Annotated in this window: 9 protein-coding genes and 1 CRISPR repeat array; of the genes, 5 read left to right on the top strand and 4 right to left on the bottom strand. The window is 40.0% G+C overall.

The features are described 5' to 3' along the window. The first annotated feature begins 6 nt into the window (after positions 1-6). On the top strand, positions 7-426 hold the full coding sequence (locus LS482_RS00705; protein WP_233029819.1) for a hypothetical protein: 420 nt from the start codon (positions 7-9) through the stop codon (positions 424-426). Here the strand turns inward: LS482_RS00705 and LS482_RS00700 are convergent, their stop codons facing one another. Further along, positions 427-2,382 carry a glycoside hydrolase family 97 protein gene (locus tag LS482_RS00700; RefSeq protein ID WP_233029818.1) on the bottom strand — a complete coding sequence of 652 codons (1,956 nt, stop codon included), beginning with the start codon at positions 2,380-2,382 and terminating at the stop codon, positions 427-429. A 510-nt stretch (positions 2,383-2,892) separates the two neighbouring features. Between LS482_RS00700 and cas9 the strand changes: the two genes are divergently transcribed. The 4 genes from cas9 to cas2 all read left to right on the top strand — a co-directional run bounded on the left by cas9 (position 2,893) and on the right by cas2 (position 9,701). After that, positions 2,893-7,962 carry a type II CRISPR RNA-guided endonuclease Cas9 gene (gene cas9, locus LS482_RS00695; protein WP_233029817.1) on the top strand — a complete coding sequence of 1,690 codons (5,070 nt, stop codon included), beginning with the start codon at positions 2,893-2,895 and terminating at the stop codon, positions 7,960-7,962. A 213-nt stretch (positions 7,963-8,175) separates the two neighbouring features. Next, entirely contained in the window at positions 8,176-8,382 is a 207-nt protein-coding gene (locus LS482_RS00690; RefSeq protein ID WP_233029816.1) for a hypothetical protein, read from the top strand. Positions 8,383-8,416: 34 nt separating this feature from the next. Next, positions 8,417-9,334, top strand: a complete 918-nt coding sequence (cas1, locus tag LS482_RS00685) for a type II CRISPR-associated endonuclease Cas1 (protein ID WP_233029815.1) — start codon at positions 8,417-8,419, stop codon at positions 9,332-9,334. 19 nt (positions 9,335-9,353) lie between these two features. Further along, positions 9,354-9,701 (top strand): CRISPR-associated endonuclease Cas2, encoded by a 348-nt coding sequence (gene cas2, locus LS482_RS00680; protein ID WP_233029814.1) that lies wholly within the window; start codon positions 9,354-9,356, stop codon positions 9,699-9,701. A 70-nt stretch (positions 9,702-9,771) separates the two neighbouring features. Further along, a CRISPR array of direct repeats spans positions 9,772-13,003; the repeat unit is 46 nt; unit sequence CCTGTGAATCCTAGGTAAAAGTACAATTCTGAAAGCAATTCACAAC. Positions 13,004-13,569: 566 nt separating this feature from the next. On the opposite strand, the gene LS482_RS00675 is transcribed toward cas2, so the two are convergent. From LS482_RS00675 to LS482_RS00665, 3 genes are all read right to left on the bottom strand, one after another. Continuing rightward, a complete protein-coding gene (locus tag LS482_RS00675; RefSeq protein WP_233029813.1) occupies positions 13,570-14,016 on the bottom strand; it encodes a DoxX family protein in 447 nt (148 codons plus the stop codon). A gap of 89 nt (positions 14,017-14,105) precedes the next feature. Further along, entirely contained in the window at positions 14,106-14,690 is a 585-nt protein-coding gene (locus tag LS482_RS00670; RefSeq protein ID WP_233029812.1) for a Crp/Fnr family transcriptional regulator, read from the bottom strand. 10 nt (positions 14,691-14,700) lie between these two features. Continuing rightward, a complete protein-coding gene (locus LS482_RS00665; RefSeq protein WP_233029811.1) occupies positions 14,701-15,408 on the bottom strand; it encodes a hypothetical protein in 708 nt (235 codons plus the stop codon). Positions 15,409-15,426: the final 18 nt, after the last annotated feature.

Raw genomic sequence — 15,426 nt, 5'->3', positions numbered from 1 at the left:
GGGAAAATGAAACGATTTGTTTCGCTATTCATAGCGGTTGTATTGTTAAACGGATGCAGCGATGACGACACTGCCGGTAGGGTTCCCCGAATAACAGGAAAGTGGAAACTGGTACAATATGTGAGTTACAATACTGCGGAAAACACTCCGGACACTACAGCTTATCCGGAAGATAACGTAATTTATGATTTTCGTATTGACAAAGTGCTCTCGGTCAACAAGGACAATGCCGGATACCATAAAGGGGAATACAGCTACAAACTGGAATCAGGGCATTTATCCGGTTCCCCTTCGGAAAAAGCGCCTGAAGAATATGTGATGACCATAGAAAACACCAAATGGGCTTTCGACCGGTTTTCAGATACCATAAGGTTAAGCCAGGCTTATGTAGATGGCGGTGTATTGTTTCTCGTTGAACATAACTGATCAGAATTTCATCACGAACCCGCCATGCGGTTTCACGGAGATTGAAACCTTTTCTGCCGGACTGACACCGGTCTTTGTAAAGCTTCCGGGAGTATCGCCGTCTGTAATCATATACCCTTCGTTATTCTGAATGAAGGAGAGGTCAACAACCAGTTCTTTTTCTTCATCTTCACTGTTAATACCGCAAACATACCAGTTGCCCCCTTTTTTCCGGGCAAAAACGGCGTATTTCCCGGGGTAACCGTCAATAAAGCGGGAAGTATCCCAGTCGGCGGGAAGGTTTTTAAGATAGCTGACCACATAATCGGGAACCTTCGACATGCCTTCCGGGGTCTCTGCGATGTGTTGTATTCCCGAGAGGAACAGTACGGGAAGTGCCAGTTCAAACCCGCTCGTGGTTTTCCGGTCTATGTTGGGGATTTCGGTGAGGCACATGGGCGTAAAATCCATCGGGTCGAAAACATTCCGGGTAAAGGGCAGTATGGAACAGTGTTCCGGGGCGCGGTCGGCATTTTCCTGTTCGAAGGAAATGAACTCAAATCCCTTTACGGATTCCATGGTCAGCAGGTGCGGATAGGTACGCTGCCAGCCCCTCGGCAGGGTGGTACCGTGACAGTTCACCAGTAACCGGTACCGGGCGGCATCTTCGAAAATATCGTGATAATAGGCGATCATGGATTGTCCGTCCCCCCCGAAAAAATCCACTTTTATCCCTGCGATCCCCATATCGCGGAGCTTTTGGAACTCTTCCCGCCTGCTTGCTGCGGTAAGCAGCTTGTTCCGGGGATGATAGGGCGTGGTATTCCAGCTGCCTGCGGAATTGTACCACATCAGGAGCTTTACACCTTTCTGTTTGGCATAATCGGCCAGTTCGGCAATTTTTTCGTAGCCTATGGTCGTGTCCCAGTTCACGTCCACCAGGCAATAAGGCCAGTCCATTTCAGAAGCATAATCTATAAATTCCTTCTGAACATCATAGGTGATGGAGGCGTCTTTCAGTATGGCCCAGCTCCACGAGGCGGCTCCCGGCTTAACAAAAGAGGTATCCATGGCAATGGCCGGTTCGGCAAGGTCGGTCCCCAGGGTGGACTCGGCAATGGTTTGCAGGCTGCCGATGGTAATAATACGCCAGGGCGAGTGCCACGGTAATACCGATTGCGGTGTCAGCCTTCCATCCGGAAAAACCTCTTCCTTTTGCGGAAAAGTAACCCGGTAGGCTTTTTCTTTTTCGTGATAACGCAGCCGGGTGCCGCAGTAATTACGTCCGAGACCGGTTTCACTGACCAGCGACCAGGAATTTCCTGTTTTGAAAAGGGCGGGATAAACCCAGCCTTCGCCAATGGGGGAGGGCGTCCCTACGGGAACATCGGCAAGGTAATTCTCTTCGTAAGACGGGTTGGTCTGTTGCCATCCTGTTTTGGCTTTGGCCATGGGTTGTAGCCAGGCCCGGGTATCGCCGGGGAAGTTATAGGAGGTCATTTCTTCCCGGATATTTTTAAGGGTACCGGGCTCTTCGTCCGTAGTAGTAAATACATATCGAAATGCGACCCCGTCGTCAGAGACCTGAAATTCAATGTCCATAGGCTGCCCGTCCTTATTTTGCAGATGGGCTATATAATGATGTGCTTCGTAAGAAATGTCTTTTTGTTTGCCGTGCAACAGGTGGTAACGGTCCTTTACAAGCCCTTCATCTGTTACCGAAAGCAGGGACAGGCCGGTATAAAAATTTCCGTCTTCCCGCAAGATCCCGAGGCGGGAACTGTCCAGGACAACGGAGTCCCTGTGATGTAGCAGGTAAAAAGGCGTATTGTTTTTTGACAGGCCGAACCGTACGCTGATATTTCCGTCCGGGCTGGTGAACACAGCGGAGGATGGAGTCCGGGAACAACTCAGGCTTATAACGGATAACAGGAGGATAAAAATTTTGGGAAACAGTGTTTTGATCGGTAGTTGCATTGATGTAATAATTTTAGATGTACAATATACATTTATTTATAGAGTAAAGCAAAAATGGGAGGAAAAAAGAAAGCGACCCGTTAGAAAACGGGCCGCTTTGAATGTTTTCACAACGGAATAATCCTTATTGTGAATTGCTTCAAAATTGTGAAGTAAATATATAAAATATTTTAGACCGGAAGGTGAGGTTTCCCGTAAAACGGATTAGTTTTTTTTAATTATTTTTAAAAACCAGATCAAAGCCCCCTGAATTTTTCCGGATTTTTCAATGTTTAAAGCTTATTAACTAACCGATATTAACCGTTAATTATGAAAAGAATTTTAGGATTAGATTTTGAGATGGCTTCTAAAACAAAAAAAACCAACGAAGTACGCAGGGTTTATAATCTCTTCTGCAATAATATAATAAAAAGCCCCTGTTAAGTACAAGAGCAAAAACTTATTGAGGCAAGCCTCACTACGGAATAAATCCTTATTGTGAATTGCTTCAACACAAATATACGAAAGAATATGGAAAACAAAAGAAAAAAGGTTTTAGGCTTAGATATTGGTACAAATTCAATTGGAGGAAGTTTAATAAGTATCCCAAAAGGATTTGAAAATTATGGAAATGAAGGTGAAATTGAATGGATTGGAAGTAGGATTATCCCAACAGATGGAGACTATTTACAAAAGTTTGAAAGCGGTGCACAAGCTGAGACTAAAGCTGCTTTCAGACGCAGTAAGCGTGGATCTCGCAGATTAAAACATAGATATAAACTTCGTAGAACACGGTTATTAAGAGTTTTTAAATTTTTGAAATGGGTGCCGGAAGACTTTCAGCTTGATGACAGTAGAGAATATAAAGATAGAATAAAATATGATGATGAATTTAGGCGCAACCATCATATTAGTAAAGTGCTGAATTTTTCAGAAAAAACAATATTAGAATTTGAAAAAGAATTTGGTATTGAGGGAAAGAAAAGCAAAAAGGGTAAAAGCATTGTTCCCGAAGACTGGATTGTTTATTTTTTGAGAAAGAAAGCGCTGACTGAACAAATCACAATTCCGGAATTGGTGCGCATTATATATATGCTCAATCAGCGTAGAGGTTTTAAGAGCAGCCGAAAAGATTTAAAAACAACTAATGTTTTACCCTATAAAGAATTTATAAAAAGAAAAGACAATGAGGATTATTCTGATGGCATAGAAACGCAGTTTGTTTCAATTACCAAGATAAAAGCGGCAACTTTTAAAGAAGAAAAGAAAGATAGGAAAGGAAATATCTCAAATGTTTATTTCATAGAAGCAGAAGACCCAAGAATGGAAACTTGGGAAGAAACTAGGAAAAAAGAACCGGAATGGGTTGGTAAAGAATTTACATTTTTAGTTACCCAAAAGATTGACAAAAATGGAAAGCACACTCAAAACAAACCGCAAATGCCCAAAGAAAGTGATTGGGGATTATGTACAACGGCTTTAAGTGAAAAAATACAAGAAAAAAATCAACATCCGGGTGAATATTTTTATGAACAAATAAAAGAAGCATATTTAGCAAAACGAAATTACAAAGCCCGCCAATTCCCAGTTTACAGGTGGCGTTATGAGAAAGAATTGGAAGCTATTTGGAATAAGCAATGTGAGCTAAACTCTGAACTGGCAGAACTTAATTCGGACAAAGCAACCTTAACCAAATTGGCCGAAATCCTTTATCCTACCCAGGCTAAAAATTGCATGCCAAAACTCGCTGAATTTCAAAACAATGATTTGCTACACATTATCAGTAACGATATTATTTACTACCAACGTGAATTAAAATCACAGAAAAACTCGATAAGCGAATGTCGTTATGAAAAACGCAAAGGAATTGATGGTGAAACCTACGGATTAAAATGTATTCCCCGTTCTTCGCCTTTATTCCAGGAGTTCAGGATATGGCAAGATATACACAATATTAGGTTCTTCAAAAGAGAATACAGAGTTGACGGGAAAACCAAGATAGATAAAGAATTTACTTCATCATACATAGATGATACGGTTAAGGAAAAGCTATTTGATTTATTTAATTCCAAAGCTTCAATTTCAGAAAAAGATATACTAAATCTGATTAAAGAAAATAAGCCTGAAAATGACATTGTAATCTCGGGCAAAAAAGATGGAGAGCACTCGCATAGAATAAACCTTTTTGCCAATCGTGATGCTTTAAAAGGTAACGAAATATTAACTCGTTACCGTTCCGTTTTCAAGAAAGCGGAATGTGATGATGAAAGTATTTTAGAAGACAAAGAAAAGCTGATGAAACTATGGCATATTGATTATTCCATTAGTTCTTCAGATGAAAAGAAATCTGAGAAAGGAATAATGAGTGCATTAGGTTGGAAAAAAGGAAATGAAGATGGTGAAAATAGCCAATGGATTAAAACTGAAAAATGGAACGTATTCAAGGTGCAGGAAAGAGTTGCTTTAGCCATTTCCAAACTTCCTGAACTAAAAAAAGAATATGGCTCTTATTCTGCTTGTGCCATTAAAAAACTATTGTCTGTAATGCGTTGTGGAAAATATTGGACTCCGATTGAAGAACTCGTTGCTGAAACGGAAAACCAATTAAAGAATACTACTAAAAAGAAAATCAAAAAAGAAATTGAAGAGTATTTGAAATGCTTGAAAAGTATCAATCCTAGGGCAACACAAATTAAAGAACGTTTGAACAGTATTAACAACAACATTAAGCACCTGAATGAAGTAGCAGATGATGACGTTCAAAAGCAAGTGCTGAAAAGTTTTATTAACAAAAGTGATTTAACGAAAGGATTGAGTACTTACCAAGCAGGCTATTTGATTTATGACAAACATTCTGAAAAAGATAAAATCAAAATTAACGATATTGAAGAATTTGCCAAATACATTCAAAAGGAGATACCAAATAACAGTTTACGAAACCCAATTGTAGAACAAGTGGTAAGGGAAACAATGTTCTTGGTACGTGATGTTTGGAAACAATATGGCGAAATAGACGAAATACATATAGAATTAGGTCGAAACCTAAAAAATAATGCTGATAGAAGAAAACAAATTTCAGAAAATAATAAAAATAATTTTAGTGAAAAACAACGAATCAAAAAAATGCTTTATGAACTGATGAATGATGGTTTTGAGCAATATGTTGATACGGAAATAAAAGAAAAAGCAACATTTGAAGTAAAGCCAAATCCCGAAAGCCCTGTCGATATTAACAAATTTAGAATTTGGAGAAGTTTATCCAATAAATCTGAATCAGAGTGGATAAAAAAAGTAAAAGAAGAGAAAATACCCACCAACCAAGAAATAAAAAAATATGCTCTTTGGTTAAGCCAAAACAGCCGTTCGCCTTATACAGGGAAAATAATTCCGTTAAGTAAATTATTTAACAAAACGCAGTATGAAATTGAACACGTTATACCACGTGCAAAAATGAAGAATGACAGTTTTAACAACTTGGTTATTTCAGAAGCAGCAATAAATCCTGAACCATATAAAGGTAGTATGCTTGCGAGAAATTTTATTGCTCGATTTGGAGGAAAGGACGGTAAAGAATATGAAATAAATGGGAAAAAGTATTTCATCTTAGGCGAAAATGAATACGAATCCAATTGCAAGGAAACCTTTAAACACCAAAAAGCAAAACTCAAAAACCTATTGGCTACAGAAGTTCCTGACGATTTTGTAGAGCGACAATTAAACGATACGCGATATATAGGACGAAAACTATCTGAATTGCTTGCTCCTGTTGCCAAAAGTGAAAACGGAATTTTATTTACAGGTGGAGCAATAACGTCTGAACTCAAAAACAACTGGGGATTAAATAGTGTTTGGAAAGAAATTGTCAAACCACGTTTTAAGCGTTTAGAAGAAATTACTGGTAATACATATATTGTTAAAGAAAATGATGAACGCGGCAATCCTGTTTATCATTTTAATGTAAAAGAAAATCAAAGTTTAAACATCAAGCGTATAGACCACCGTCATCACGCTTTAGATGCCTTGATTGTTGCGGCAACCACACGAGAACATATACGCTACTTGAACACGCTCAGTGCTGCTGATACTGATGAAGAAATTAAAAAAATTAAACAATCATTAGTAAAAGGCAAAATTAGGGACTTTAAACAACCTTGGAAAAACTTCACGAAAGATGTCAAAGACGAATTGGAAAAACTGATAGTAAGCTTTAAGACCAATAACAAAATTATTTCCAAGCCTAAAAACAGAACGGCTTACTATAAAATGGTAAACGATAAGCTCAAGAAAGAATTCAAAGAGCAAAAATCAAACAAAAAATGGATGGCTGTTCGGAAATCTATGTTTAAGGAGCCTTTGGGTGTGGTATGGTTGAAAGAAGTAAAAGAAGTTGGTGTTTTAGATGCTTTCAAAATACATATTAAAAAGAAACTTGTCAATTCTGATAAAGAAAAAAGAAAGACAGCTTCTTATATATATGATAAACAAGCACGACAGATTATTGATAATATTGTAAGTAAGTCAAATTTTGCAATAGATGAGCAAGAAGAACTATTAAAAGAGATGAAAAACTTTTTGAAAAGGAACAGTGTAAAAGTTACTACTGATAAAATCAATAAAAATGGGAAAGTTCAATACAAAATCGTTTATAAACTTAATGGGATAGGATATGAAAAAATTAAAGTAGCACATTTTGTTTCATACAAAACTAAGCGAATGGCTTTAACTAAAAAGGAGTATGCAGAGAAATTGACTGTAGAAAAAATGAAAAATGATTTTCCCTACTTTACTTTTATAAATAAAGAATACTTTGATTCTTTGCCTAATGAAAAACAGAACATCATAAAAAAGGCAGGTCTTGAAATCTCTGAAATGAAGTATCAAAGTGCTTTTAACAAACTATTTCTTGAACACATTCTTGAATACGACAATAATGCAAAAGAAGCATTTAATACAGAGGGTATTGAAAAGCTAAACAAAAAAGCAATTGAAAATCCTAAGATTGGAAAGGAAATTAGGTCTGTTACTCGTTTAGACGGAACTGTTGACATTGAAGATATGTTTAATGGAGGATTTTATGAAACTGACAAAGGCAGCAACGTTTATTTTGTAATGTACGAAAATCAACAAACCAAAAAACGTTCCGATTTTAGGTCAATTGCTACTCACAAGGCCATTGAAAAAGTAGTAAATGGTAAACCTGTTGCTGAAGGTAAAGAAGGATTTGATAAGATTATTTTATCTCCGGGCGATTTGGTTTATATGCCTACAAATGAGGAAAGGGAAAAAATTGAATCTGGAATAGAAGTTGAAAAAGCGATTGATTGGAATAATCGGAAACACATTTCGAGTAGTATCTATAAAATGACAGATACTACACAGGGAAAATGTTTGTTCGTACCCCATAGGGTTTCTTCATCCATTATTGATAATGAAGAATTGGGTTCAGGGAATAAATCAGCAAGAGCTTGGGATGGAAAAGTAGAATACGTAGTAAATTCAAAAGGAAAATTGACAAGAGAAGACTCAGGTACAATGATTAAAGAAACCTGCGTCAAACTCAAAGTAGATAGATTAGGGAATATTTCAAAAGTAAAGACATAATCAAAAGAGTTTCTTTTTATAAGGCTTTTTAATTTTTCCAAAAAACAAAATCAATAGGCGAATGCCTGTTCTGCAAAAAACACTATGCCAAAGCGGGGATCAACAGGCATCTAAAAAATACCTGGAAGAACAGATGATCTGGAATAAATCGGGCAGGTCATTTTTGCTAAAGGCAGAGCCTGATCCCGTAAAAAGAGAGCAGAGCGGAGGGATGTGGGATTTTTTGAGGTCCGGGAGATGCTCGATCACGACAGGGTAAAGGAATACGAAGATATGATGGAACAAGTCAAAGGAGAGGCCCCGATGAGCCGCAAAGGCAAAGACGCCTTGCCTGTAGTTAATTCTCCCAGGATAAGCGTTTGCGGGTATGAAGGCGGTACTATTGATACGAAAGGGGAGGGAACTTTGAAAATAATTTGATGATTTAGCTTATTGTTCAATTAATTACCAGCCAATGATAAAAAGAACCCTGTTTTTTGGGAATCCGGCCTATCTGAGCACCAAAAACGAACAGTTGGTCGTAAATTTCCCCGAAGCGGAAAAGGAAGAGAAAACCATCCCAGTTGAAGATTTGGGCTATGTCGTATTGGAAAATCCACAGATCACGGTTACTACCGGTTTGCTTATGAAATTGGTACAAAATAAAACTGCAGTGATCACCTGTGACAAACAGCACCTGCCGTGTTCCTTTTTACAGCCATTGGTAGGCCATAGCGAACAAACGGAACGTATCCGTTACCAGCTGAATGCCAGCCTGCCGTTAAAGAAAAACCTCTGGCAACAGACCGTAACGGCAAAGATCGGTAACCAGGCGGCCCATCTGACGGGTTACGGACATAATGCTAAAAAACTGAAGCGCTGGGCCACTGAAGTAAGAAGCGGGGATGCCGAAAACCACGAAGCCATTGCAGCAGCCTATTATTTTCAGCGGCTTTTTAACGATATTAAAGGGTTTAGCCGTAATCAGAAAGGTATACCGCCCAATAACCTGCTCAATTACGGCTATGCTATTTTAAGGGCTATAGCTGCCAGGGCATTGGTAAGTAGCGGTATGCTGCCTTCCGTTGGTATTTTCCACAGCAATAAATACAATGCTTTCTGCCTGGCCGATGATATCATGGAGCCCTATCGCGTATACGTGGACGGCCTGGTACGCGAGATAACCGACAGTGGTGATTATACGGAACTAACGAAAGACAAAAAAACATTATTGCTCACCATTCCGGCCATGGATGTAATCATAGAAGAGAAGAAAAGCCCCCTGATGGTGGCCATGAGCCGTACCACCAATTCCCTTTACGAATGTTTTATGGGCATAAGCCGCAGATTGTTGTATCCCCGATACGAACATGATACATTAAACTCTGCATAGAAAATAACCCGAAAGTCACATGGAAAACGATCGTTATTCCCGACTAAACCAATACCGGAGTATGTGGGTACTTGTACTTTTTGATCTTCCGACCGAAACCAAACGCGACAGACAGGTAGCCACCAGGTTCCGAAAAAGCCTGCTGGATGACGGTTTTTCCATGTTCCAGCTTTCCATTTACATGCGTTTTTGCCCCAGCCGCGAAAATGCCGAAGTACATACCAAACGGGTAAAGAATGCGCTTCCAAAACACGGTAAGGTCTGTATCATGCAGATCACGGACAAGCAATTCGGGATGATAGAACTCTTTCACGGGCATAAGGAAATGGAACCGGAAAAACCGAGCCAGCAACTCGAACTGTTCTGAAAAACACCTTCTTTTTTTATTTCTGATATTGCACATAAAAAACAGGATACCAGTTTTTTACAACAAGTATCCTGTGAATCCTAGGTAAAAGTACAATTCTGAAAGCAATTCACAACGGAGCGGCCTTTTGCTCCGCGGTTATGACTCCTGTGAATCCTAGGTAAAAGTACAATTCTGAAAGCAATTCACAACCATTTCTTTATCGAACTCACGGATTCGATTCCTGTGAATCCTAGGTAAAAGTACAATTCTGAAAGCAATTCACAACCCGAGGTGGGTGCCGCGGTCTACGGGGATGCCTGTGAATCCTAGGTAAAAGTACAATTCTGAAAGCAATTCACAACGATATTGGGATGTTGGGAAATGAAACTATCCCTGTGAATCCTAGGTAAAAGTACAATTCTGAAAGCAATTCACAACGGAACTCATATTCAAAACCGTCGATGAACTCCTGTGAATCCTAGGTAAAAGTACAATTCTGAAAGCAATTCACAACAATATCACTGACACCGGAATACTGAATGTCCCTGTGAATCCTAGGTAAAAGTACAATTCTGAAAGCAATTCACAACGCAGTTGCACATGATCTTTACTTTATGTTTCCTGTGAATCCTAGGTAAAAGTACAATTCTGAAAGCAATTCACAACAAATACCGCCTTATTTGTTTTGGGGGTAGCCTGTGAATCCTAGGTAAAAGTACAATTCTGAAAGCAATTCACAACTACCTAACCAATACCCATAATACGCGGATACCTGTGAATCCTAGGTAAAAGTACAATTCTGAAAGCAATTCACAACCACACTCGCCCTCGACCTCAAAGAAGAAATCCTGTGAATCCTAGGTAAAAGTACAATTCTGAAAGCAATTCACAACCCCTGTCGATACGATTACAACGACCGGATACCTGTGAATCCTAGGTAAAAGTACAATTCTGAAAGCAATTCACAACGCAATCGAACAGACAGGCCGACGGGTTTAACCTGTGAATCCTAGGTAAAAGTACAATTCTGAAAGCAATTCACAACAGGACGTTGATGCTAAACAGGGTATCGTAACCTGTGAATCCTAGGTAAAAGTACAATTCTGAAAGCAATTCACAACTTATTTTCCGTGAAAGCATCACCTAAGAATCCTGTGAATCCTAGGTAAAAGTACAATTCTGAAAGCAATTCACAACATGCTTGAGGGTTCTTAGGGTTTAGTTTGCCCTGTGAATCCTAGGTAAAAGTACAATTCTGAAAGCAATTCACAACAACAGAACGAGATATAATAAAAGCTACGTCCTGTGAATCCTAGGTAAAAGTACAATTCTGAAAGCAATTCACAACTGTACTGTTCTTATCACTGAACATCCCAATCCTGTGAATCCTAGGTAAAAGTACAATTCTGAAAGCAATTCACAACTAAATAAAAATGGTTGTCCTTTCACGTATACCTGTGAATCCTAGGTAAAAGTACAATTCTGAAAGCAATTCACAACAAAGACTGATAGTGACCAACACGGCCGGATCCTGTGAATCCTAGGTAAAAGTACAATTCTGAAAGCAATTCACAACAATATCACTGACACCGGAATACTGAATGTCCCTGTGAATCCTAGGTAAAAGTACAATTCTGAAAGCAATTCACAACGCAGTTGCACATGATCTTTACTTTATGTTTCCTGTGAATCCTAGGTAAAAGTACAATTCTGAAAGCAATTCACAACAAATACCGCCTTATTTGTTTTGGGGGTAGCCTGTGAATCCTAGGTAAAAGTACAATTCTGAAAGCAATTCACAACTACCTAACCAATACCCATAATACGCGGATACCTGTGAATCCTAGGTAAAAGTACAATTCTGAAAGCAATTCACAACCACACTCGCCCTCGACCTCAAAGAAGAAATCCTGTGAATCCTAGGTAAAAGTACAATTCTGAAAGCAATTCACAACCCCTGTCGATACGATTACAACGACCGGATACCTGTGAATCCTAGGTAAAAGTACAATTCTGAAAGCAATTCACAACGCAATCGAACAGACAGGCCGACGGGTTTAACCTGTGAATCCTAGGTAAAAGTACAATTCTGAAAGCAATTCACAACAGGACGTTGATGCTAAACAGGGTACGTAACCTGTGAATCCTAGGTAAAAGTACAATTCTGAAAGCAATTCACAACTTATTTTCCGTGAAAGCATCACCTAAGAATCCTGTGAATCCTAGGTAAAAGTACAATTCTGAAAGCAATTCACAACATGCTTGAGGGTTCTTAGGGTTTAGTTTGCCCTGTGAATCCTAGGTAAAAGTACAATTCTGAAAGCAATTCACAACAACAGAACGAGATATAATAAAAGCTACGTCCTGTGAATCCTAGGTAAAAGTACAATTCTGAAAGCAATTCACAACAGGTTGGATTTGACACTTTCAACGGTCGGTCCTGTGAATCCTAGGTAAAAGTACAATTCTGAAAGCAATTCACAACGACTTTTGATCGATGTGGTTAAAGAGCTAACCTGTGAATCCTAGGTAAAAGTACAATTCTGAAAGCAATTCACAACATGCATTATATTCTCCATATGTTGAGTTTCCTGTGAATCCTAGGTAAAAGTACAATTCTGAAAGCAATTCACAACCCAAAGGCAGAAAGTCTATGAACGGAGATACCTGTGAATCCTAGGTAAAAGTACAATTCTGAAAGCAATTCACAACCTCGTCTAAAATCGGTTGAATGTCTATTGCCCTGTGAATCCTAGGTAAAAGTACAATTCTGAAAGCAATTCACAACAGGTATTTAGGTATAGATATAGCGGGAGACCCTGTGAATCCTAGGTAAAAGTACAATTCTGAAAGCAATTCACAACTACAATCGACTATCTTTAATTGAAGAGACACCTGTGAATCCTAGGTAAAAGTACAATTCTGAAAGCAATTCACAACGCAAGCCTGTGTGCCTCAAAGTATTTACCACCTGTGAATCCTAGGTAAAAGTACAATTCTGAAAGCAATTCACAACATAGCAAAAGATATAGACTGCATATTCCTACCTGTGAATCCTAGGTAAAAGTACAATTCTGAAAGCAATTCACAACCGAAAAATTTAAGTGATATGGAAAACAATGCCTGTGAATCCTAGGTAAAAGTACAATTCTGAAAGCAATTCACAACCCATTAAGTAGTCGCCACATTAGAAGGAACCCTGTGAATCCTAGGTAAAAGTACAATTCTGAAAGCAATTCACAACAAATATCCTTTACCGTCAGCAATAACGTTGCCTGTGAATCCTAGGTAAAAGTACAATTCTGAAAGCAATCCACAACAGGTCAAACCTCTTTCTTCTCCTGTTATTTCCATAAATAGGGCCATCATTAATATCTGCCTGAGGATGCCTGTTATACGCAGGGACCGGTTTCTTCCGCCCCGCAATGATCCTGTTTTCCCGTATAAGAAGTTTGTTCCCTGTCGGAACGGTTTTAAAGTTCGGTATTTGTATACCGTTGCCCGGTGTAACGATCCTGTTCTGCTGTGTAACAGGTCTGTTCCTTATCAAAACGGTGTTGAAGTGAAGCATTTGTATTTTGTTACCTCACATAATGCTCTTGTTCTCCCGTATAACGGTTTTGTTTTGCCGCATAACAAGTCTGTTCCTTATCAAAACGGTTTTAAAGTGCGGCATTTGTATATCGTTTCTCCGTATAACGGTTTTGTTCTGCCGCATAACAAGTTTGTTCCTTAGCGAAACCGTTTCAAAGTGCGGCATTTGTATATTGTTTTTCCGCATAACGCACCTGTTCTGCTGTGGAACAATACAAAAGCACCGGGGTTTGAGGCCGAACCACCGCGATTCGGGTTGCATCCGGCGTACCGGGAAATCCTTCCTGCGTATTTAAACCGGGGTAGCCGGGTTTTTTACCATTCTTCTGTCCAGGGCAAATCTTCCCCCGCCCTGAAGCACGATCCCTATGGCCATTGCGATAGCCAGCAGGTGAAACTCAAAACCTTCCCCGGGCTGGTTGCCGAACCAGTTCATAAAAAAGCCGTTGTTCCAGTGATAGGGGATGGCCCCGAGCATCACGAGGCCGATAAGGAAGGCGGCTATACGGCTGGCAAGGCCGGCCAGTAAAAGAAGAGGGGCCAGGAACTCTGTACAGATCACGGCAACAGCGATGATCCCGGGAAGACCGTAATCCTGCGTAAGGTGATCCATAACCGGGGAAAAAGCGATTATTTTCTGATAGCCGTGTGGCAGTATAACAATACCCAGGCCCAGTCGTAATATAAAAGGAACGAGGGCACCGGAAGTCCGGAAAATTTTTTGTTTTACAGTATCCATTGTAGTAAGGTGTTTTTTGTTCCCTGCAAAAGTGTACAAAAGAAAAAGAAGAGAAAATAAACCAGATCAACAAAAAAGGTTAAACCGGTTTAACTTTCCTGTTCGGGTGTATTCTTTATCCTGCTCAGGAATTCCTTGGTAATGCCGAGATATGAAGCTATCATATATTGTGGTACGCGTTGTTCTATATCCGGGTACTGCCTGCGAAACTCCGCATACCTTTCTCTTGCGGGCAGACTGAAATTTCCGATAAGCCTGCCCTGGGAAGCGACATATGCCTTTTGAAGAATAATGCGAAAAAAACGTTCCAGTTTCGGGATGTCGAGATAGAGCTGTTCCAGGATATCGTACGGAAACTGTACCAGTTCGGTGTCTTCCAGGCACTGCACATTAAAGCGGGCGGGAGTTTGAGTAATAAAGCTGCCGAGGTCGGCAGTCCACCAGTTTTCGGTGGCAAACATAACAATGTGCTCATTCCCCCCCGGGTCCGGGTAAAAGGTCTTGAGGCATCCGGAAAGGACAAAACTCTCATAACGGCAGATATCACCCTGCCGGACGATAAACCGGCCTTTTAAATACTTTCTGTAATGTATTTTGGACAGCAGAAGGGATTCCTCTTCGGGGGAAAGGGAAACATAGCGGGATATATAATCCAGAAGCGGTGTAAAATCCATCCCGGAAAGGCTAATTATAATATTTACTGTTCCAGACCGCCCCGTTAAAATTCTTGCCGAGGGCAAAAGCGTAAAAAAGCGTAATACCGCATATGGATTTCAATACGAAGAAATACAACATCCAGAAATGCGAGGCGTCCGGATGCGGGGTAAACAATTTCAGTGGTATCATCGCTGTAATGGCCAGGCTTACTGCAAGAATAAGCAGGAAGAGATTGAAAAGGTTCTTAAACGGCAGCATCATCCATTTTCGCAGGGGATGCAGGTCATTGCCCCATTGGTGTATCAGGTAGAAATAGTTGTTGCCCAAAGGTGCAAATAACAGGGGGTCGTCGGCATTTTCCAGGCGGAACAGCCCGGCGGGGGCTATGAGTTTAAAACCTTTTAATTCGACATGGTGTTCCCTTTCCAGGCGTTTGATTTCCGTTAAGGCTTCCCGGGGGAATTCGCTTTTATAATATTTTGTGTCCAGAAAGCGGAGCCTGTAATCCGTACATATTTTCCTGATGTGAGAAACGTGGTATATCCGGTCCGTATCCAGTTTGTCGAAATTCAGTTTGTTGGTGCCGGGGCTTCCGTTTTGCAGGTTACCGGTAATGCGGTTGTCTTTTTCCCGGCTTTCTTCCAGTATCTGTCCTACAAGTTGCAACATGCCGGAATCGGACCTGTTGCGGTGCCGGCGCAGTTTGTCCTCTATGTTAACCCTGGATAACAGCATTTTTTGAAGTAAAAAAGA

Source organism: Sinomicrobium kalidii (genome assembly GCF_021183825.1).
GTDB lineage: Bacteria > Bacteroidota > Bacteroidia > Flavobacteriales > Flavobacteriaceae > Sinomicrobium > Sinomicrobium kalidii.
Note: the sequence above shows the minus strand (reverse complement) of the source record. Positions and strands in the feature narration are given on the sequence as shown.

Excerpts from the sequence above, each read along its gene's own strand:
- LS482_RS00705 (WP_233029819.1), top strand. The coding sequence starts at position 7 with ATGAAACGATTTGTTTCGCTATTCATAGCGGTTGTATTGTTAAACGGA.
- LS482_RS00700 (WP_233029818.1), bottom strand. The coding sequence starts at position 2,382 with ATGCAACTACCGATCAAAACACTGTTTCCCAAAATTTTTATCCTCCTG.
- cas9 (WP_233029817.1), top strand. The coding sequence starts at position 2,893 with ATGGAAAACAAAAGAAAAAAGGTTTTAGGCTTAGATATTGGTACAAAT.
- cas1 (WP_233029815.1), top strand. The coding sequence starts at position 8,417 with ATGATAAAAAGAACCCTGTTTTTTGGGAATCCGGCCTATCTGAGCACC.
- cas2 (WP_233029814.1), top strand. The coding sequence starts at position 9,354 with ATGGAAAACGATCGTTATTCCCGACTAAACCAATACCGGAGTATGTGG.
- LS482_RS00675 (WP_233029813.1), bottom strand. The coding sequence starts at position 14,016 with ATGGATACTGTAAAACAAAAAATTTTCCGGACTTCCGGTGCCCTCGTT.
- LS482_RS00670 (WP_233029812.1), bottom strand. The coding sequence starts at position 14,690 with ATGGATTTTACACCGCTTCTGGATTATATATCCCGCTATGTTTCCCTT.
- LS482_RS00665 (WP_233029811.1), bottom strand. The coding sequence starts at position 15,408 with ATGCTGTTATCCAGGGTTAACATAGAGGACAAACTGCGCCGGCACCGC.